Source organism: Lichenihabitans sp. Uapishka_5 (assembly GCF_033947565.1).
Taxonomy (GTDB): Bacteria; Pseudomonadota; Alphaproteobacteria; order Rhizobiales; family Beijerinckiaceae; genus Lichenihabitans.
Genome location: NZ_JARPVX010000012.1, coordinates 25,217 through 45,243, shown reverse-complemented (window position 1 = coordinate 45,243; position 20,027 = coordinate 25,217). Strand labels below are relative to the sequence as shown.

15 protein-coding genes, 1 tRNA gene and 1 pseudogene are annotated in these 20,027 nt (G+C 67.6%); 7 read left to right on the top strand and 10 right to left on the bottom strand.

Going from position 1 to position 20,027, the window contains the following annotated elements; translation table 11 throughout:
• Positions 1-9: 9 nt before the first annotated feature.
• On the top strand, positions 10-363 hold the full coding sequence (gene rplR, locus P7D22_RS07400; RefSeq protein ID WP_319933582.1) for a 50S ribosomal protein L18: 354 nt from the start codon (positions 10-12) through the stop codon (positions 361-363).
• A 159-nt stretch (positions 364-522) separates the two neighbouring features.
• On the opposite strand, the gene P7D22_RS07395 is transcribed toward rplR, so the two are convergent.
• The gene (locus P7D22_RS07395) at positions 523-1,026 is read right to left on the bottom strand and encodes a YciE/YciF ferroxidase family protein (protein ID WP_319933581.1); all 504 of its coding nucleotides are present in this window, start codon (positions 1,024-1,026) and stop codon (positions 523-525) included.
• A 101-nt stretch (positions 1,027-1,127) separates the two neighbouring features.
• Here P7D22_RS07395 and P7D22_RS07390 point away from each other — a divergent pair.
• Positions 1,128-2,434: pseudogene (locus tag P7D22_RS07390) on the top strand (MFS family transporter).
• Positions 2,435-2,582: 148 nt separating this feature from the next.
• Positions 2,583-2,658, top strand: a tRNA-Ala gene (locus P7D22_RS07385).
• 179 nt (positions 2,659-2,837) lie between these two features.
• Here P7D22_RS07385 and P7D22_RS07380 read toward each other — a convergent pair.
• Both P7D22_RS07380 and P7D22_RS07375 read right to left on the bottom strand, forming a co-directional pair.
• A complete protein-coding gene (locus tag P7D22_RS07380; RefSeq protein WP_319933580.1) occupies positions 2,838-3,521 on the bottom strand; it encodes a DsbA family oxidoreductase in 684 nt (227 codons plus the stop codon).
• A complete protein-coding gene (locus P7D22_RS07375; RefSeq protein WP_442916046.1) occupies positions 3,518-5,308 on the bottom strand; it encodes an extracellular solute-binding protein in 1,791 nt (596 codons plus the stop codon). The genes P7D22_RS07380 and P7D22_RS07375 overlap by 4 nt, the downstream gene beginning before the upstream one ends.
• Before the next feature lie 222 nt (positions 5,309-5,530).
• On the opposite strand from P7D22_RS07375, the gene P7D22_RS07370 reads away from it, so the two are divergent.
• Entirely contained in the window at positions 5,531-6,271 is a 741-nt protein-coding gene (locus P7D22_RS07370; RefSeq protein ID WP_319933578.1) for an invasion associated locus B family protein, read from the top strand.
• Positions 6,272-6,306: 35 nt separating this feature from the next.
• Here the strand turns inward: P7D22_RS07370 and hspQ are convergent, their stop codons facing one another.
• Positions 6,307-6,636, bottom strand: coding sequence for a heat shock protein HspQ (hspQ, locus tag P7D22_RS07365; RefSeq protein WP_319933635.1), 330 nt, complete (start codon positions 6,634-6,636; stop codon positions 6,307-6,309).
• A 238-nt stretch (positions 6,637-6,874) separates the two neighbouring features.
• Between hspQ and sufA the strand changes: the two genes are divergently transcribed.
• Positions 6,875-7,261 carry a Fe-S cluster assembly scaffold SufA gene (gene sufA, locus P7D22_RS07360; RefSeq protein WP_319933577.1) on the top strand — a complete coding sequence of 129 codons (387 nt, stop codon included), beginning with the start codon at positions 6,875-6,877 and terminating at the stop codon, positions 7,259-7,261.
• A gap of 24 nt (positions 7,262-7,285) precedes the next feature.
• On the top strand, positions 7,286-7,900 hold the full coding sequence (locus P7D22_RS07355; protein WP_319933576.1) for a LysE family translocator: 615 nt from the start codon (positions 7,286-7,288) through the stop codon (positions 7,898-7,900).
• A 116-nt stretch (positions 7,901-8,016) separates the two neighbouring features.
• On the opposite strand, the gene P7D22_RS07350 is transcribed toward P7D22_RS07355, so the two are convergent.
• Both P7D22_RS07350 and parE read right to left on the bottom strand, forming a co-directional pair.
• A complete protein-coding gene (locus tag P7D22_RS07350; protein ID WP_319933575.1) occupies positions 8,017-9,609 on the bottom strand; it encodes a DEAD/DEAH box helicase in 1,593 nt (530 codons plus the stop codon).
• A gap of 287 nt (positions 9,610-9,896) precedes the next feature.
• The gene (gene parE, locus P7D22_RS07345) at positions 9,897-11,951 is read right to left on the bottom strand and encodes a DNA topoisomerase IV subunit B (RefSeq protein WP_442916044.1); all 2,055 of its coding nucleotides are present in this window, start codon (positions 11,949-11,951) and stop codon (positions 9,897-9,899) included.
• A 212-nt stretch (positions 11,952-12,163) separates the two neighbouring features.
• Between parE and recJ the strand changes: the two genes are divergently transcribed.
• Positions 12,164-13,951: a single-stranded-DNA-specific exonuclease RecJ gene (recJ, locus tag P7D22_RS07340; protein ID WP_319933573.1), complete on the top strand. Its 1,788-nt coding sequence runs from the start codon at positions 12,164-12,166 to the stop codon at positions 13,949-13,951.
• Positions 13,952-13,957: 6 nt separating this feature from the next.
• On the opposite strand, the gene dctA is transcribed toward recJ, so the two are convergent.
• The 4 genes from dctA to P7D22_RS07320 form a co-directional block, all read right to left on the bottom strand.
• Positions 13,958-15,304 carry a C4-dicarboxylate transporter DctA gene (dctA, locus tag P7D22_RS07335; protein WP_319933572.1) on the bottom strand — a complete coding sequence of 449 codons (1,347 nt, stop codon included), beginning with the start codon at positions 15,302-15,304 and terminating at the stop codon, positions 13,958-13,960.
• A gap of 183 nt (positions 15,305-15,487) precedes the next feature.
• The gene (locus tag P7D22_RS07330) at positions 15,488-16,627 is read right to left on the bottom strand and encodes a Gfo/Idh/MocA family protein (protein WP_319933571.1); all 1,140 of its coding nucleotides are present in this window, start codon (positions 16,625-16,627) and stop codon (positions 15,488-15,490) included.
• 64 nt (positions 16,628-16,691) lie between these two features.
• Complete coding sequence (locus P7D22_RS07325; RefSeq protein WP_319933570.1) at positions 16,692-18,245, bottom strand: GMC family oxidoreductase; 1,554 nt, start codon at positions 18,243-18,245, stop codon at positions 16,692-16,694.
• Positions 18,242-19,663, bottom strand: a complete 1,422-nt coding sequence (locus P7D22_RS07320) for an alpha/beta hydrolase (RefSeq protein WP_319933569.1) — start codon at positions 19,661-19,663, stop codon at positions 18,242-18,244. The genes P7D22_RS07325 and P7D22_RS07320 overlap by 4 nt, the downstream gene beginning before the upstream one ends.
• Between the last annotated feature and the right edge of the window lie 364 nt (positions 19,664-20,027).

Below are 20,027 nucleotides of genomic sequence, written 5' to 3'. Positions count from 1 at the left end.
AGGCCTGATATGACCAAGCTCAACCAGGCCGAACGGCGCGCCCAGCGCGTCCGCCGCGCCATCAAGGCCACGGGGCGGCTCCGCCTTTCCGTGCATCGTTCGTCGAAGCAGATCTATGCGCAGATCATCGACGACGCCAAGGGTGAGACCCTGGTGTCGGCCTCGACGCTCGAGAAGGGGAACCGCGAAACCCTGAAGACGGGTGCCAATGTCGAGGCCGCTAAGGTGGTGGGCGAGCAGCTCGCCAAGAAGGCGATCGAGAAGGGTATCTCGGAAGTCGTCTTCGATCGTGGGCAGTTCATGTACCACGGCCGGATCAAGGCTGTGGCCGAGGGGGCCCGCGAGGGTGGCCTGAAGTTCTGACGCCACGTTTTCTTCGGGGCGCTACAATACCAAAAGGGAGTTCAGGCCGTAGCCTGAGCTCCCTTTTTTGTGTCAGGTGTCTTAGGGCGCTGTCCTGCGTGGGTGTCAGGAGTGGGGCGGCCGATCGAGGACCGCCCGTCGTTTTGCGACTGTCAGCGATCAGGCGGCGAGGCGATTGACCTCCGCGTCAGCCAGGGCGGTCAGCTTGGCGTCCGCATCCTTCTCGTCCTTCAGGTTCTTCTCGAGCACGGCAGCACAATCGGCGCGACCAAGCCTCTTGGCCCAGGCGACGAGCGTGCCGTAGCGCGTCATCTCGTAATGCTCGACCGCCTGGGCGGCCGCGATCAGCGCCGCATCCAGCACCTGCTTATCGGCCACCTCGCCAGCCACCTCTTCGGCTTCCTTGATGATGCCGTCGATCGCCGGACAGGTCACGGCCTCGACCGCGACGCCATGCATGCGGAACACCTCTTCGACGTTCTTGATATGCGTTTCGGTCTGGGTCAGGTGCAGCTCGAACCCTTCCTTCAGCGCAGCATTCGTCGCCTTCTTGATCATCTGGGGCAGCGCCTTGGCGATGCGATTTTCGGCGTAATAGATGTCCTTCAGCTGATGGACGAAGAGGTCGTTCAGCGTCTTGATGTCCTTGGTGAACAGGCCCATGCTCGTACTCCAATGGCAGCACATCGTGCGCCGCGTGCACGACTTCAATCGCCACGCTGGCATTCGGTTACCCGCCTCTCGACAACGTGACGGCTGGCGACATGGGTTTGCAAGACGCCAGCGTGGCCGATCCGATGGCCGGAGCGTCCCAACGACGACGCGTCGGTGCGGTTCTGGGCAGTTCCGCCGGCAATCTCATCGAGTGGTACGACTTCTACGCCTACGCCTTCACCCAATTGTATTTCGCGGCAGCCTTCGTGCCAGGCGGCGATGCGACGACCCGGCTACTCTACACCTCGGGCATCTTCGCGGTCGGCTTCTTCATGCGTCCCGTGGGTGGTTGGCTGTTCGGCAGCTTGGCTGACCGGTACGGCCGGCGTACCTCCATGATGGTGTCGGTGTTGTTGATGTGCGGCGGGTCGTTGGCCGTGGCGGTGCTGCCCACCTACCAGCAGATCGGTATGGCGGCGCCGGTGTTGCTGTTGCTTGCGCGCCTGCTGCAGGGACTGTCGGTCGGCGGCGAATACGGTACGGCGGCCACCTACATGAGCGAGGTGGCGCTGCCTGGCCGGCGCGGATTCTATAGCTCGTTCCAATACGTGACGCTGATCGGCGGCCAGTTGCTGGCCTCTCTCGTGGTGGTGGGGCTCCAGCAAGGCCTGTCGGACGCGGCCTTGCAGCAATGGGGTTGGCGCATCCCCTTCGCGCTCGGGGCTGTGGGTGCCCTCGTGGTGTTCGTCTTGCGACGCGCCCTGCCGGAAACCCTGACCGAGACCGGGCGAGACAGCCGGGAGGCGGGGTCGGTCCGAGCCCTGTTCCGATATCATCGCAAACCCTTCCTGGTCGTGCTGGGCTACACGGCCGGTGGCTCGCTCAGCTTCTACGTTTTCACCACCTACATGCAGAAATATCTGGTCAACACGGCCGGGATGAACGATCGCACCGCCAACTGGGTCATGACGGCGGTGTTGTTCACCTACATGCTGCTGCAGCCCGCCTTCGGCCTGCTGTCCGACCGTATCGGTCGGCGCGCTTCGATGCTGACCTTCGGCGCGTTGTCGACCTTGGGAACGATCCCGCTGATGCTGGTGATCGGCCATGTGACGCAGCCGTGTTCGCCTATGGGCTCGTCACGGCGGCGCTCTGCATCGTGTCGTTCTACACGGCGATTGCCGGCATCGTGAAAGCCGAGATGTTTCCACCCGAGCTCCGCGCCCTCGGCGTGGGCCTGTCCTATGCGGTGGCCAACGCGCTGTTCGGCGGCACCGCCGAATATGTGGCGCTGCCGTTCAAGGGCGCCGGCCACGAGTCCTGGTTCTTCGGCTATGCGACTGTGCTCTGCGGCGTTGCCTTCGCGACCGCCTATGCCTTTCTGCCGCGCCGGGCTGCCCACCTTCAGGATGTTTGATCGCCGACCAATGTGGGGTTCCAACCGCCAAATCGATTTTGGGGCTTGAGCTTCACCCAGCCTCCCGCTATACACCCGCCATCGCCGGCCGTCATCGAGACGCCCGCCGCATCGCAGATCGTCCCAACGATCATTGCGTCAAGACAGTGGGGCCATAGCTCAGTTGGGAGAGCGCTTCAATGGCATTGAAGAGGTCGTCGGTTCGATTCCGTCTGGCTCCACCAATCATCAGCTCTTCTGATAGTTAGCCGCTACTAGTTCGCGGCGTTTGTTGCTTGTGTGTTAAGCCCTGGCTCTTCACTTTTGCAATGCCGCTGCCCGCTGAAATACCTTCAGCCAAGCGCCTTGCGACACCGTATCGACCTCGTGTGCCCATGATGGCCTTGGCTGGGCTCAGCTTAGTCTAGGCGAGCGATTCGGTTCTCGCCTTGGCGATGGCTCCGGCCAACACGGAGGCGTCCTGAGCGCCCGGTACGGCATATTTCCCGGCAAAGATGAAGAACGGCACGCCGCTGACACCGAGTCGCACCGCGCTGGCGATCTCGGCCCGGGTATCGGCCTCGTCGGTCCCGCTCATCAACAGGCGATGCACAAGGGTCGCATCGAGGCCCGCAGTGCCGGCCAGGCCCACAAGGATCTTCCGGTCGCCGATGTCCTGGCCTTCGATGAAGTAGGCCGAGAACAGGGCCTCCACCACGGCCTCCTGCCGGCCGGTCGTGGCGGCCCAGCGGATCAGGCGGTGGGCATCGAGCGTGTTGGGCGCGCGGCTGATACGATCGAACGCGAAGGGGATGCCGACGGCGGCGCCGGTCTCGGTCAGGCGATCGTGGATCGCGTCGATTTTGACTTGGTCGCCCAGTTTGTTCTGCAGATAGGCCTGCCGCTCGAGCCCTGTCGGCGGCACGGTCGGATCAAGCTGGAAGGGCCGCCAGTGAATGGCGACCGGGCCGTCGGCCATGGCCACCGCAGCCTCTAGCCGACGCTTGCCGAGATAGCACCAGGGGCAGACCACGTCCGACACGACGTCGATCGTCACGATGCCGCCGTCGAGTGCCGCGCGGGCCGGGGAAGGGTCTGGTTCGGTCATGGCTGGCGCCACCAGGTTTCGCTCGGCGTCACATTGGAGACCCCGAACAGCGGGAAGCGCTCAGGATGGCCGAGCCGCGACCAATAGGCGATCCATTGCTCCTTCGTGTGGTACAGCGGCACGATATAGAAGCCCGACAACAAAACCCGATCATAGGCCCGCACAGCGGCCACGAAATCCTCATGGGTACGGGCCGCCAGCATGGCGGCGATCAGGGCATCGAGGGCGGGTGAGCGGGCACCGGCGAGGTTGTAGGAGGCCGGCTGGTCGGCGCTTGCCGAAGACCAGCGCGAGCGCTGTTCCATGCCGGGCGACGGCGACGCCGTCCAGGTGCCGAACATCAGGTCGAACTCGAAGCTTTGCCGTCGCCGCTGATATTGCACCTCGTCGACGGTGCGCACCGTGAGCGTCACGCCGATGCGGCGCAAGCTGTCGGCGTAGATCAGGGCCAGCCGCTCCTGATGCCGGTCGGCCGCCATGATCTCGAGGGCGAGCGGAGTTCCTTTGGCATCGACCAGCGTCGAGCCATTGAGCCGGTAGCCGGCCTTTCCCAGCAGGGTCAGGGCCGCCTCGGCCTGGTGCCGGTCGCGGCCGGAGCCATCGGAGCGCGGCGGCGTCCAGGTGCCGGCCATGATGTCGGGTCGCACGGCATCCGGGAAGGGCGCCAGCAGGGCCCGCTCGCGGCCGTCGGCGGGGCGCCCGGCCGACGACAGTTCGCTATCGGCGAAGAAGCTGCCGGTGCGGGTGTAAAGGCCGCCGAACAGGTTCTGGTCGAGCCACTCGAAATCGAACATCTGGCCGAGCGCTTCCCGGACCCGGATGTCGTCGAGCGGCGCCCGGCGCGTGTTGAAGGCGATGCCCTCCATGCCCTTCGGCAGGCCGGATGGGATCGCCTGCTTGGTGATGCGACCGTCGCGCACCGCCGGAATGTCGTAGCCGGTCAGCCAGCGGGTCGGCTCGGTCTCGATGCGATAATCGCAAAGGCCGGCCTTGAAGGCTTCGAACAGGCCGTTGGCGTCGCGGTAATAGGTCAGCGCGACCGTGTCGAAATTGAAGAAGCCGCGCCGCACCGGCAGGTCCTTGGCCCAATAATGCGGGTCGCGCGTCAGCGTCAGCTTCTGGCCCGGATCGACCGCGGTGATCCGGTAGGGGCCGCTCGACACCGGTGGCACCAGCGTGGCGTTATCGAAATGCCCGGCATCGGTGTGCTGCTTCGACAACACCGGCATCAACCCGAGCGTCAACGGCATCTCGCGGTCGTCGAGGCCCGTGAGGTCGAACCGCACCGTGAGGGGGTCGGGTGCCGAAACGGTGTGAACAAGCCCGAAGGCGGCGCGTTGCTGCGGCCGCCCATGCCGCTTCAACAGGTCGAAGCTGAACAGCACGTCCTCGGCCCGGATCGGCGTGCCGTCCGAAAAATGTGCCGACGGATCGAGGTGGAAGGTGACGAACGAACGGGCCTCGTCGGTGTCGAGCGATCGGGCGATCAGGCCGTAGAGCGTGAACGGCTCGTCGGGCGAGCGCGTCATCAAGCTCTCGTAAACGTTGGTCACCATGCCCTGGGCGGTGGAGCCCGCCTTCAGGTTGAAGGGATTCAGGCTGTCGAACGTCCCCAGGAAGCAGAGCGACACGCGACCACCCTTGGGGGCCGCCGGATCGACGAACGGGAGCGCCGCGAAGGGGGCCATCAGGGCCGGCGTGCCATGCGACGCGATCGCTTCATCGGCCATGGCGCGGCCCGCGAGCCCGGTCGCGATCACCCCGATTCCCAAAAGACCGCGAAGCATCACCATGCCCCGCCTCATGGCCTGCGCGACCCGGTCGTGCAAGGGATTTGCGGGCTCTGGCCACGCCCCGCCCGACCCGCTAAGACAGCCGTCACCTTATCGCCTCATTGGCGGATGAAGAGCACGCGATTCCCCGGGACGGACGGCACGACACACGTCTCGACGTGGTCGGCTCCGACCATCCGGCGCCGGACCACCAAGGTTTTTTGAGAAGGATCAGGGATGCAGTTTCGTTCAACCTGCTTGGCCGTCACGGCCCTCGCGGGGCTTGCCGGCCTCACCGGCCAGGCCTTTGCCCAATCGAAGCCCGCCGCCGCGCCGGCCGCGGCAGCCCCGGCCCCTGCGGCCGGCCAGCAGCCGCAAGGCCCGGTCAAGCTCGACCTCATCTCCACCGGCTCCGACTGGGTGAAGGTGTGCGGTCAGGATTCCGGCAACGGCAAGAAGATCTGCTACACGACGCGCGACTTCTCCACCGCGGCCGACCAGCCGCCCGCCATCGCGCTCGCGGTTTACGACGTGACGGGCGACGACAGCCGCGTGTTCCGCCTGCTGACGCCGGTCGGGCTGCTGATCAAGCCCGGCTTCCGGTATTCGGTCGACAAGGGCGCCCAGGTCGACGGCCAGTTCGAGATCTGCATGCCGAACGGCTGCTTCGCGGAAACCCGCATCAAGGGCCCGCAGGTCGACGCGCTGAAGAAGGGCACCACGCTGAACGTCGCGTTCAAGAATTCGGCCAACAACGAAGTGACCTTCACGATGCCGCTCGCCGGCTTCGGCAAGGCCTTCGACGGCGCCGCGATCGACCCGAAGGTGCTGCAGGCCAAGCAGGAGCAGATGCAGCAGGACCTGCAGAAGCAGCTGGAGGCCAAGGCCCAGGCGCAGCGCCAGCAGCTCGAGCAGAGCGGCGCCGCCAAGCCCGCGACCCCGGCCGCACCTGCCGCCGCCGCCCCGGCCGCGAAGTAAGGATTGGGTGGGCGGCTACAGGCCGCCCACCACCCTTAATGGCCCTGTGCGGCCTTGACCTGGTAAGACCCGTCGTCCCGTCGCTCGAACATTTCGCCGATCTGCGGATGGCGCAGCGGCTCCGCCGAGGCGTCGGGCAGCAGGTTCTGTTCCGACACGTAAGCGACGTATTCGGTGTCGTGGTTCTCGGCGAACAGATGATAGAACGGCTGGTCCTTGATGGGCCGCATGTTCTCGGGGATGGCAAGCCACCATTCTTCCGTATTGGCGAAGACGGGGTCCACATCGTAGATGACGCCGCGGAAGGGGTAGCGCCGATGGCGGACCACCTGTCCGATGCCGAATTTCGCCAACCGCTCCTGCATCACGTACTCCGCCACTCGGGGTTTGCCAGCAGCCAGCATCGTGAGGGTTTTCGATAAACCCTCGATCGCCGGTGCGGCCATCCGCATCCGTCAGGATGGCGATCACGCGACCATGATGCAACCTCCTCCGGCCCGTGGCGTGCCCGGGTGGCGCGACGGTCGCCGATCTGGCACAATCGGATCCGCACACCCATTTGGGAAAGGTCGGCGTCACGCCGGCACGCACAGGAGCCTGTTCATGGCCGGCAAGCCGTCCTTCAAAGTCATGACGCTGACCGACGCGGCGGCGGAGCGCATCCGCGAGATCGTCGAGGATGCCGATCGGCCACTGTTCGGCCTGCGGGTGGGGATCAAGAACGGCGGCTGCGCCGGCATGTCCTACACGATGGATTTCGCGGAAAGCGCCGAGAAATTCGACGAGGTGGTGGAGGACAAGGGCGCCCGGGTATTGATCGACCCGAAGGCGATCCTCTTTCTTCTCGGCACCCGTATGGATTTCAAGCGGGACAAGCTGGCGTCGGGCTTCGTCTTCGAGAACCCGAACCAGACCTCGGCCTGCGGTTGCGGCGAAAGCGTCGCCATCACGCCGGCCCAGCCCGAAGCCTTCGCGGCCGCAGCCTCGTAGTCTCGACCAAAGGCGGCAGGCTGTATGGACCCCCGCCTTTGGTCTGCCTTCCTGGGCGCCGTGACGGTGTTGATGCTGATCCCCGGGCCGAACGTCGCCCTGCTCGTGGCCAATACGGTGCGCCACGGGCTACGGCACGGGTTGACCACGATGGCAGGCGCCAACCTCGCCAATGGCACCCAGGCCGCCCTGGCGGGCCTCGGCCTGTGTACGCTGCTGGCCCAGCTCGGCGCCTGGTTGACGCTGTTGCGCTGGGTGGGCGTGATCTATCTTGTCGGCCTCGGACTGCGCGAGTGGCGCAGACCGCCGCTTGATCTAGCCTCCGTGGCGGCTGGCGACCAGCCGCTTGGCCCGACGTTCCGCCGGGCCGTTGTGGTGGGCGCCACCAATCCGAAGACGCTGTTCTTTTATGGCGCCTTGTTTCCGCAATTCATCAATGCCGGCGCGCCGCTCGGCCCGCAGGTCGCCATCCTGATCGCGACGCTGCTGGTCACGGCAGCCCTGGTGGATACGGGCTGGGCGCTGCTGGCCACCCGCCTGCGGCCGTGGCTGACGCGTCGCGCCCGGTTACGCAGCCGGATCACGGGAAGCCTGATGATCGGCGCTGGCGCGGCTCTCGCCCTGACCCGCACCAGCTAACAGGGCAGGCGGGCACAGCTTCCGGGGCCAACGAAGCCGTTTCATCGACTTCGCGCCCGTGACCGCATCGCCCTTTCGTTGATCCCGAACCGCGCTGTGACGCGGTTCGGGCCGTATCAGCTGTCCTTGAGGGGCGGCAGCTTGACGGCGCGCAACAGGAAGGACGGCACATGGTCGCCGAGGCCGACCACCGGCACGTCGTCCTCATCCTGCCAGCGGGACCGGCCGCGCGGCGCTTCGTGGCGCGCGCCGTCCGACCGCGACGCCTCACGGCGGGGCGCTTCCTGGCGTGACGCCTCTTGGCGGGGGCCCTCCTGGCGGGGTGCGTCCCGGCGGGGTGCCTCGCGGCGTGCGGATTCCCGGCGCTGCGGCTTCTCGCTATCCTGCGGCTTGCGGGTTTCCTTCTCCTCGGGCAACGCCGCCTCGACGCTGCGCTCGCGCTCCTTGCGGGGCGGGGAAGCCGAACGCTCGCCGCGGCCACCGTCTCGGGCCGTCCGACCCTCGCCGCGTCCCGATCGGGCGCTGTCGCGATGGCGCCGGCTGCGGGGCGGCCCCTCGGCTTCGACCTCGCCCTCCGGCGTTTCGGCCAGCGTCGCGCCTTCCCAGTCGATCTTGCGCTCGATCAGCTTTTCGATGTCGTCGATGTAACGGGTGTCGTCGCTGGTCACGATCGAATAGGCCGTTCCGAGGCGACCGGCGCGGCCCGTGCGGCCGATGCGGTGGACATAATCCTCCGGGTGGTGCGGCACGTCGAAGTTGAACACGTGGCTGACATCCGGAATGTCGAGGCCACGCGCCGCCACATCGGAACACACCAGCAGCGCCACGTCGCCGTTCCGGAAGGCGTCGAGCGACGCCATGCGGGACCGCTGGTCCATGTCGCCATGCAGCGACCCGACCGAAAACCCATGCTTCTCGAGCGACTTCGCCAGCAGCGCCACGTCGCGCTTGCGGTTGGAGAAGATGATGGCGTTCTTCAGGCCCTCGGCGCCCCGGATCAGGCGGCGCAGTGTTTCCCGCTTGGCGGCCCCGGAGGCGGAAGCCACGAGGCCCTGCGTGATGGCCGGGGCGGTCGAAGCCGCGCGGGCGATCTCGATCCGCACCGGATTCTGCAGGAACTGTTCGGTAATGCGGGTGATCTCGGGCGGCATGGTGGCCGAGAAGAACAAGGTCTGCCGCGTAAAGGGCACCAGCTTGCAGATCTTCTCGATGTCGGGGATGAAGCCCATGTCGAGCATGCGATCGGCTTCATCGATCACCAGAATGTCGATGCCGTTGAGCAGCAGCTTGCCGCGCTCGAAGAAGTCGATGAGGCGGCCCGGCGTTGCGATCAGCACGTCGGCGCCGCGCATGATCTTCTGTTCCTGCTCACCGAAAGCGACGCCGCCGATCAGCAGAGCCACGTTGAGCTTATGCTGGGCGCCGTATTTGTTGAAAGCTTCCTCGACCTGCGCGGCGAGTTCGCGCGTGGGTTCGAGGATCAGCGTCCGGGGCATGCGGGCCCGGGCGCGGCCCTGCTCCAGCCGGGACAACATCGGCAGCGTGAAGGCCGCCGTCTTGCCGGTCCCGGTCTGCGCGATGCCGAGAATGTCCCGGCCCTTCAACGCATGCGGAATGGCTTCCTGCTGGATCGGGGTGGGCGTCGTATAACCGGACGCCTGGACGGCCTGAACAACCTTGTCGCTCAATCCGAGGTCTTGAAAGCTCATGTGTCGCTATTCTGGCAGAGCCGATGCGGCGCCTCAAAGGTCGGGCGCGCCTGATAGCCGGCCATTTCTGCCAGCCGCGAAAACGGCGGAACCCCTCGTCCACACCGTCCCGGCCGACATAAGTGTTCTACCGTCAAAGTCAAGAATTAGGTTGACCTCGGCGCGGTTTTGCGTCTCGGCGCTGTGGATGGATCGCCGGCTGCTTCGGGACCGCACGGTCGAGCCGCCGGCCCAGCGAAGCGTCCTCGACGGACGGTGTACTGAATGTCGGCCGCCGACGGCGAGCCTTACAGGTCCACCAGCGCCGCCGCCTGCGGGGCGCGTTCCTGGATAAAGGCAAAGCGGGCTTCGGGCTTGTTGCCCATCAGCCGCTCCACGGCTGCCGCCGTGGTGTCCTCGCCTTCTTCCCGAGCCACCGCGATCTTCAACAGACTGCGCCGCATCGGATGCATGGTGGTGTCGCGCAGGTCTTGCATCGGCATTTCGCCGAGACCCTTGAAGCGGCTGATCTCCACCTTGCCCTTCATGGCTTTGATCAACCGGTCCTTGTCGGCATCGTCGCGGGCGTAGACGGATTTCGTGCCCTGGGTCAGCCGGTAGAGGGGCGGCAGCGCGATGAACAGGTGGCCGGCTTCGATCAACTTCGGCATCTGCCGGAAGAAGAAGGTGATCAACAGCGACGCGATATGGGCGCCGTCCACGTCAGCGTCCGTCATGATGATGATCTTGTCGTAGCGCAGGTCGCCGTCGCGGTAGTGTTGGCCGGTGCCGCAACCGAGAGCCTGCGACAGGTCGGCGAGCTGCTGGTTCGCGGCGAGCTTGTCCTTGGTGGCCGAAGCGACGTTGAGGATCTTGCCCCGGAGCGGCAGAACCGCCTGGCTGGCGCGATCGCGCGCCTGCTTGGCCGACCCGCCGGCCGAATCGCCTTCGACGATGAACAATTCCGACCCTTGCGCGGCGCTCATCGAGCAATCGGCCAGCTTGCCGGGCAGCCGCAGCTTGCGGGTCGCGGTCTTGCGGGCCACGTCCTTTTCGGCCCGGCGGCGCAGGCGCTCGTCGGCGCGCTCCAGGCTCCATTCAACGAGCTTCAGGGCCTGCGACGGCATCGAGGCCAGCCAATGGTCGAAGCTGTCCCGAAGCGCGGCATCGACGATGCGGGCCGCCTCGACGGTCATCAGCCGGCCCTTGTTCTGTCCCTGGAACTCCGGTTCGCGGATGAACACCGACAGGAGCGCGGCGCAATTCAGCATCACGTCGTCGGCCGTCACGGTGGCGAAGCGCTTGGCCTGTCCGATGCGCTCGGCGTGGTCCTTCAGCCCGCGCAACAGCACGGCCCTGAGGCCCGTTTCGTGGGTGCCGCCAAGCGCGGTCGGGATGGTGTTGCAGTAGGAATGCACGAAGCCGTCGTCGTCGGCGAGCCAGGCCACCGCCCATTCGACCGAGCCATGGCCGGCGGGCTTCGTCACCTTGCCGGCGAAGAACTGGTCGGCCACGAAGCTGCGGCCTTCCGTGTCCTGGGCCAGGTAGTCCTTCAGCCCGGCCGGGAACTTGAAGGTGGCCTCGGCCGGGATCGATTTGCCGGCGACGAGCTCCGGGGCGCAATGCCAGCGGATTTCGACGCCGCCGAACAGATACGCTTTCGAGCGCGACATGCGGAACAACCGCGCCGGGTCGAGCGTCGCCTCCGCGCCGAAGATCGTCGGATCGGGGGTGAAGCGCACCCGGGTGCCGCGGCGGTTCGGCGCGCGGCCGACCGTTTCCAATGGCCCCAGCACCAGGCCGCGGGCGAAGCTCTGGCGATACAGCATCTGGCCGCGCGCCACCTCGACGTCGAGCCGCTCGGACAGCGCATTCACCACCGAAACGCCGACACCGTGCAGGCCGCCGGAGGTCTGATAGGCGCCCGAGTCGAATTTGCCACCCGCATGCAGCGTCGTCATGATGACTTCGAGGGCGGATTTGTCGGGAAACTTCGGGTGCGGGTCGACCGGGATGCCGCGGCCGTTGTCGGTCACAGTGACGCGGTTGCCGGGCTCGATCGTCACCTCGATGAAGGTGGCGTGGCCCGCCACGGCCTCGTCCATGGCATTGTCGATCACCTCGGCGAACAGGTGGTGCAGCCCCGATTCGTCGGTGCCGCCGATATACATGCCGGGCCGCCGCCGCACCGGCTCAAGCCCTTCCAGCACCTCGATGGAGGCGGCCGTATAGCCGGCCTCGCCCGGCGTTCCGGTGGCGATCGGCTCGACCGGGCGGCGCGCGCGCGCCGGGGCGGGACGTGTTTCGCGTGCCTCCGGGCTCCGCTCACCTTCGCCGAACAGGTCGTTGTCGTCCATCGCCATCCTACTTCCGCAGCGTCCTTACCATCTAGGGGATCGTGTTGCGCGGCCCCGCTTCCTCATTCCGGGGCGGCAAAGCCGGGTCCGGCTCTGCGCTTCGCTCCGGCCGGAATGAGGGCCAGGGCCCGCTTCGCCCTCGCGGCCCGCACGCAAATCCACTATGCCACACATCGGTGCGAAACAGTGAACAAATCGGAAACGAAGGCCGGAGATCCGTGACGTCCCACCCGTTCTTCCTGAATGTCGAGCAGTCTTTCCTCGGCGCCTCCTGGCGCGAGCGGCTGGATGCCGGCGGCCTCGGCCAGGCGCTGGCGCTCAGCCAGCATCATGGCTTGAGCGATCTGCTGGCCCGGGTGCTGGCCGGGCGCGGCGTCACGGTGGAGTCGTGTTCGAGCCATATGGCCCCGACTCTGCGGGCCCTGATGCCGGACCCCGACACGGTGGTCGACATGCCGGCCGCGGTGGAGCGGCTGGCCGCCGCCGTGACCCGGCGCGAGCGGGTGGCGGTGTTCGGCGACTACGATGTCGACGGCGCCACCTCGGCGGCGCTGTTGGCCTCCTATCTGCGGCGGGCTGGGCTCGACCCGATGGTCCACATCCCCGACCGGGTGTCCGAAGGCTACGGCCCCAACGGCCCCGCCATCGGGCGGCTGGCCCAGGCCGGCGCCACGCTGCTGGTCACGGTGGATTGCGGCACCGGCAGCCCGGAAGCCCTCACTGAGGCGCGCCGCCTCGGCCTCGACACGGTGGTGATCGACCATCATCGCGCCACGGCGGCGTTGCCGCCGGCGGTCGCGGTGGTGAACGCCAACCGGCAGGACGACCTGTCGGGCCTCGGTCACCTGTGCGCCGCCGGCATGGTGTTCATGGTGCTGGTGGCGCTGCAGCGGCGGTTGAAGGCACAAGGGTTCTGGAACAAGCGCCCCCTGCCGGACCTGTTGGCGGAGCTCGACCTCGTGGCGCTCGGCACGGTGGCCGACGTGGTGCCGCTCACCGGGCTCAATCGCGCCTTCGTGGCCCAGGGGCTCGCGGTGATGCGGGATCGCGCCCGACCGGGCCTGCGGGCCCTATTCGACGTCGCGGGGGCCGATGGGCCGCCCACCGCCTATCATCTCGGCTTCCTGATCGGGCCGCGCATCAACGCGGGCGGCCGCATCGGCGATGCGGCGCTCGGCGCCCGGCTGCTGATGACCGACGACCCCGTCGAGGCCGCCCGCATCGCGGCCGACCTCGACCGCCTCAACCGCGAGCGCCGCGTCGTCGAGGGCGCGGCCGTCGACGAGGCCGAAGCCGATGCCATCCTGGCCTTCGCGGGCGACGCGCCCGAAGGCCGGACGGTCGTCTGCGCCGGCGAATCCTGGCACCCCGGCGTCGTTGGCCTGGTGGCGTCGCGGCTGCGTGAGCGCTTCAACCGGCCGTGCTTCGCCTTGGCGGTCGATGGTGCGCGGGCCACCGGCTCGGGCCGCTCGATTCCGGGCGTCGATCTCGGCCGTGTCGTGCACGAAGCGGTGGCGTCGGGCTTGTTGATCAAGGGGGGCGGCCACGCCATGGCGGCCGGCGTGACGCTGATGACCGACCGCATCGACGCGTTCCGCGCCTTTCTGGATAGCGCCGTGGGCGACGCGGTGGCGCAAGCCCGTCAGGCTGCGGCGCTGCAGGTCGACGCCGTGCTGACCGCGCGGGCGCTGACGACCGAGCTCGTGGGCACGCTCGACGGCGCCGGGCCTTTCGGGGCCGGCAATCCCGAACCCGTCATCGCGCTGGCGACGCACCAGCTGCGCGCCGTGCAGCCCGTCGGCACCGACCACCTGCGCTTGACCGTCGAGGCCGGCGACGGCGCGCGGTTGTCGGCCATCGCGTTCCGGTCCGCCGGCACGGCTCTCGGCGAAGGGCTGCGGGCGGCGCTCGGCCGCCCGGTGCATCTCGCCGGCACGCTGACGGTCAACCGCCACGGCGGCGCCGGGCGGGCGGAGCTGCGGGTGCTGGATGCCGCGCTCGCTTGAAACCGCTCAGGCGCCTTCGGGAAGCGGATCGCCCGCATCGGTTCGCAGCAGGTCGCCCGCGACCGTAGGGTCGCTCAGCACGGCCTTGGCCCGTGCCCGGTCGAGGTCGCCCTCCCAAGCGGCCACCACGATGGTTGCGACGCAATTGCCCAGCAGGTTGCCGGCCGCGCGGGCCATGCCGATGAACCAGTCGACCGACAAAACCAGTACCAGGCCGATGGCCGGGATGCTCGGCACGGCATTCAAGGTCGCGGCCAGGATCACGATGGCCGACCCCGGAATGCCGTGAGCGCCCTTCGAGGTGACGAGCGAGATCGCCAGGACCAGCAGCAGGTCGCCGAGCGACAGCGGCGTGTTGGTGGCCTGGGCAATGAACACCACAGCGAGCGTCAGATAGATCGAGAAGGCGTCGAGATTGAACGAATAGCCGGTCGGCACCACGAGGCCGACCACGGAGGGCTTCACGCCAAGGATCTCGAGCTTGCGCATCACCTGCGGCAGCACCGCATCCGACGAGGCGGTGCCGAGCACGATGGCGAGTTCGGCCCTGAAGAAGGCGATAAGGCGAAGGATGCTGAGCCCGGTGAGCCGCATCACGGCCCCGAGCACGATCAGCACGAACAGCGCCACGGCCGCATAGAACAACGCCACCAGCGACAGGAGTTGGGCCAGCGACCCCGCCCCGTAGCGGCCCACCGTATAGGAGACGGCGCCGAACACCCCGAGCGGCGCCACCCTGACGACGAGCCCCATCGCCTTGAACAGCACGGACGAGAGCGCCCCCACCATGTCGGTGACGGCCTGCCCGGCGCGGCCGCCGACGAGCGACAGGCTGACGCCGAACAGGATTGCGAAGACCAGCACCTGCAGCACGTCGTTGCGCGCAAAGGCGTCAAAGGCCGTGGTCGGGATCAGGTTGAGCAGAAAGGCGCCCACCCCGCCGCCCTGCAGGTGGCGGGCATTGTCCTGAAAGGTGCCGAGCGCCTTTCCGTCAAGGGACGCAGGGTCGATGTTCATGCCCCGGCCCGGGCCGACCAGATAGGCCAGCAGCAGGCCGAGTCCGAGTGCCACCGTGGTCATGGCCTCGAAATACACCAGCGCCTTGAAGCCGACGCGGCCGACCTTCTTGAGGTCGCCCGTCGCCGCGATGCCGTGCACCACGACACAGAACACGATCGGCCCCACGATCATGCCGATGAGTTTCAGGAAGGCGTCGCTGAGGACCTTCAGGGTTTGAGCGCCCTCGGGAGCCACGATGCCGAACGCGACCCCCAGCACGAGCGCGACCGCCACCTGGGCGAACAAGGACGTGTGGAGCGACCGGGCCTTGGCGGGCGGGGCGGGGACGGACATGGGGCTTCCGGGGTTTCGAGCGGGTTTGGCCGCCAAGCAAACCCTACGCCATCGTGGGTCGATCCGGCGCCGCCGCTGAAAGACGGTCGGGCCAAGTGGGAAACCACGTGGCCCGATCAGGTCGTCGATCTCGCGGGACGTGAAGATCCGTCTCCGTCTCCGTCAGCAAGACCCAGACAGCTGCTAGCCTTCGCTCAAAGCCGGTCCCCGGGTCGCGTCTTCCTTCTCGATCGGGTCGAGCTTCACCACCTGTCCGCTGCTGGCGGCCCGGTAGATGGCCTCCATCAGCTTGTGGTCCTGCACGCCCTCTTCCCCCGGCGTGCGCGGCACTCGGCCGGTCCGCACGCATTCGGCCATGTGGTCCATCTCGAGGGCGAACTGGTTCTTGGCCGCGAGCCGGCGCTCGTCGACCGACTCGGCCTCGCCGTCGCGATGGGCGACGCTCAATCGGTGGCCCGTATACGCGAAGGCATTGTCGAACTGGATGGCGGCGCCTGGGGCGTGCAGCCCCATGCGGCGGCTTTCGTGCAGGCCGTAGCTGGCGAGGCAATTGGCGATGAGGCCGCTCGGGAAGCGCAGCGTGAAGCTGACCGTTTCCTCGACCTCCTTGAAGCGCGGATCGTTGGCACTGCTCCAGATGCGGGCCGAAATCTCCACCGGCTCCTCGCCCGAAATGAAGCGGGCACCGTTGAGGCAGTAAAGGCCGATATCCGGCAGGGCGCCGCCGCCCGCCAGGGCCTTGTTGAAGCGCCATTGGTCGGGCGCCGCCATGTTCTGCACGTTGACGGCGTCGATAAAGCCGGTGGCGCCGAAGGTCTTGCCGCGCACCAGCTTCTGGACGGCGCGGTTATAGGGCTCGTATTGGCAGCGATAGGCGATCATCAAGGTGCGGTTCGCCGCCTTGGCGGCGTCCACCATGGCCTGGGCATCGGCCGACCCGGTCGCCATCGGCTTTTCGCAAAGCACGTGCTTGCCGGCCCGGACGGCGCCGACAACGTACTCCTTGTGCAGCCCGTTGGGCGTCACGACGTAGACGACCTGGATCGCGGGATTGTTCTTCAGCCCGTCGAAATCGGCATACCCGTAGAGGGCCTCCGGCGAAACGCCATATTGGGCCGCCACCGCCTTGGCCTTGTCGGGCGTGCCGCTGACGAGCGCCACGAGCTTGGCCTGCTTGGTTTCGCCAAAGGCCGGCAGGATTTCCTCCAGCGACAGGCGTCCGAGGCCCACCACCGCGAAGCCGACGCGCTCGCCCGGCGGCAAGGGCGCGGGCGGCGGCCCGGCCGGGCGTTCTGTCGGGGCCGTCCAGGCGGGGAACTCCACCGTCCCGCCTTCGACCTTGCCGGTGTCGATGACGGGGGCGGCGAGCCCGCGCCGAAGCGTCGCGTCACCGCAGGCCGTCGCGCAGCATGGCGTCGGCGGTGCGCAAGCTGAGCGCCATGATGGTCAGGGCCGGATTGGCGGCCAGCGACGACGGGAACACCGAATTGTCGCAGATCCACAGGTTCGGCACATCGAAGGAGCGGCCCTCGGAGTCCACCACGGCACCGTCCCGGTCGTGCCCCATGCGGCAGGTGCCGATGGTGTGGGCGGAGCGCTCGAAGGTCCAGATGTCGCTGGCGCCCGCGGCTTCCCAGATCGATGTCATCAGCTTGGCGGCATGGCGGCTGATGGCCTTCTCGTTGTCGTGGTAGCCGAAGGTGATCTTGGGCTTCGGCAGGCCGATCGGATCGACCTCGTCCGACAATTCCAGCCGGTTGTCGTCATGCGGCAGGCATTCGCCGTTGATGCCGATGCCGGCCACGTGGTTGTAGCGGTGCAGGTAATCGAACAGGCTCTGGCCCCAGAGCCCCCGACCGCGCGTCACCTGGGCGGCCCAGGTGACCGGCAGGATGCCGAGGCTCTGCACCAGATAGCCGGCCTGAAAGTCGGCATCCTGCGGGCGCAGCATGTCCTCGGTGATCAGCGACGAGGGATAACCCTTGTTGGGCCGGGTCTCCGCCTCGAAGGTGCCCCACACCTGGGTGGCCACATGGGCCATGTAGTTGCGCCCGACCTGGCCGGAACTGTTGCCAAGGCCGGCATGCAGCATGAGGCGCGGCGTCTCGACGGCGCCGGCGCTGAGGATCAGGGCGGCGCAACGCTGGCGATGATCGGTGTCACCCTGCCGGTACACGACCGCGGTGATGCGACCGGCCTTATCGCGCTCGATCGTGTGGACGATCGCTTCGGGCCGGATCTCGGCCCCGTGGCTCACCGCCACCGGCAGGTAGGTGACGTCCATGCTGACCTTGGCGCCGTTGCGGCAGCCCTGGTGGCAATGGCCGCAATTGACGCAGGCCTGCCGCAACGGGCCGCCCTCCTGCTCGAAATCGCGTGACACCAGGGCGGCGGGCGCGTCGGCGGTGCGGATGCCGAGCCGCGAACAGGCCTCGGCCATGATCTCGGCCGAAGCGTTGCGCGGCACCGCGGGCAGCGGATAGCGCCGTCCGGGGTCCCACGGATAGTCGGCGGGCCCCGACACGCCGATGAAGCGCTCCACGTCCACGATGTAGCGGATCAACTCCTCATGGGCGACCGGCCAGTCGGCCCCGACGCCGAGCTCCGTCTTCAGGCGCAGGTCGCGGGCATCGGGCCGGGGCGTGAAGGCACCCCAGTGCAGCGTCGAGCCGCCGACTCCGACGCCGCTGTTGTTGCCGCCGAAGGCTTCCGGCATCGGGCCGCCCGACAGGCGCTCGCCGGTCCAGTAGATTTCGCTGGCCGCCACTTCGTCGGCCGGGTGCTGGTGCGGCTCCCAATTGGGGCCGGCTTCGAGCGCCACGACCTTCAGGCCGGCACGGGCCAACCGGGCCAGCAACGGCGCGCCGCCGGCGCCGGTGCCGACCACCACCGCATCGACGACCTCGTCATGGCCATAACGGCGTTGCGCGTCGAGCTTCATCGGTCGGTATCCATGGCGTGTGGTTCCCAGGGCTCGACCTTGCCGAGCCCGAGGGTGTGGAAGCCCTGCAGGCGAGGGCCGTCGCCGCCATAGCCGATGCCGCTATAGCCGTAGCGCGCCATGGCGAGCGGGTGAGACATGTAGACCCGCACGACATTGGCCCGCAGGTCTTCGAACCACAACGCCATCTGGTGCGGGCTCAGACGGTCGGGTCCGGGCGCCGGCTCGGTCGAGGCCTTGCCGTCGACCAAAGCCGACAAAAGGTCGTCCTGCCGTTCGGCGTCGAGCGCCTCGAAGCTAGACGCAAAGGTAGCCCGAGCCCGCTCCGCCAAAGTGTCGAGGCCGTGCCGATAGCTGTTCTGGTCGGACGGCAGGTCGGCGAAGCGCCAGCCGTCGCCCGGCTCGGTGGCGAGGCCCTCGTCGATCTCGGCCGCGATGTCGATGCGGGGCGCAGGTTGCGGCAGCACGCGGTCGACCACGGCGCGCAGCACCGCCATCTGGGCCGGCGTCATGGCCTTGGGGGAGCGGTTCGGATCGACCGGCTTTGCGCGGTCAAGCAGCAGCCCCCGCGTACGGGCGCTGACGCGATCGGAGGCGATGAACCGTCGGTAGTCCGGTGGGATCGCGGTGCCGCGCCCCAGCACATGGGTGGCGATCAACCCGGCCACCGCATCGGGGGCTTCGATCGGCAGCAGGTGGCCGACACCCGGCAGCACTTCCAGGGTCACGTCGGCGAAATGCCGGACCATCAAGCGTTGCTGCCCGTCCGGCCCGAGGTCGGCGTCCTTGTCTCCCGCGATCACCAGCGCGGGGGTGCGAAGGGTGCCGATGCGCTCTACCCAGTCTTCGCGGCTGCCGCTTTCGAGCCAAGCCGTCCAGGCGTCGCGGCTGAGGCGCAGGATCTCTGCGGCGGCGTGCCCGTTCGGCTCGGCATCGAGCGGCGCACCGACGGAACCGTCGATCAGGGTCTGGGCCTCCGTGCGGCTTTGCTCGGCATCGCCTGCGAACCAGGTAAGCATTTCGGCGCGCCGCGCGTCCTCCATGGGCTCGGGCGCCGGAGGGGACCCGGCCAGCAGCACCAGATGGGACAGGCCGGACAGTTCTGGCGCGCCGGCTTCGGCCATCTTGGCCACGGCGAGCGCCACCTTGGCGCCCATGCTGTGGCCGGCCAGCATCCAGCGGGCTGGCGCTTCTGCGCGAATGAGCCCGGCGACATGCTCGGCCATGGCGGCGACCGACGCACCCGGTTGATCGGCAGCGTCGCCGAAGCCCGGCAGGTCGAGGGCGAGAACGCGGACCTTAGGGGCGAGCCGCGCGGCCAAGGCATCCCAGCTGCGCCGGCTGCCGCCGAGCCAGTGGAGGCACACCAGCACCGGAGGCGCTTCCGGGTCCGACATCTGCGTGGTCTTTTGAGGCATTCCAACATCCCTGCGAGCGGCAACTAACGCGCGGCAGTCCGGGATGGTTGGGGCCTTAACAAATGCAATTCGCCGCACCCTGGCGGGCATCGGCGGCGAAAACTGCGATCGGGCGCTACAGAGAAGCACGCCGAACATGCAAGTTCGGTACGGAGGTCATACCTATCCGGCGTGCTTCACGGTAGCGCCCGAGATCAGTTTAGAGACCAATGATTAACATCCAATTGGAATTGACGGAAGCCGCAAGGTAGCAACCGCACCCCGATTTCTTGCCTTGGCACAGTTAAGTCAGTCGGGTGATGCAGTGATGGGCCAAGAGTGCACAGCAAATTGATGGTGCGCTGCGGTCGGGCCTTGCATCCGT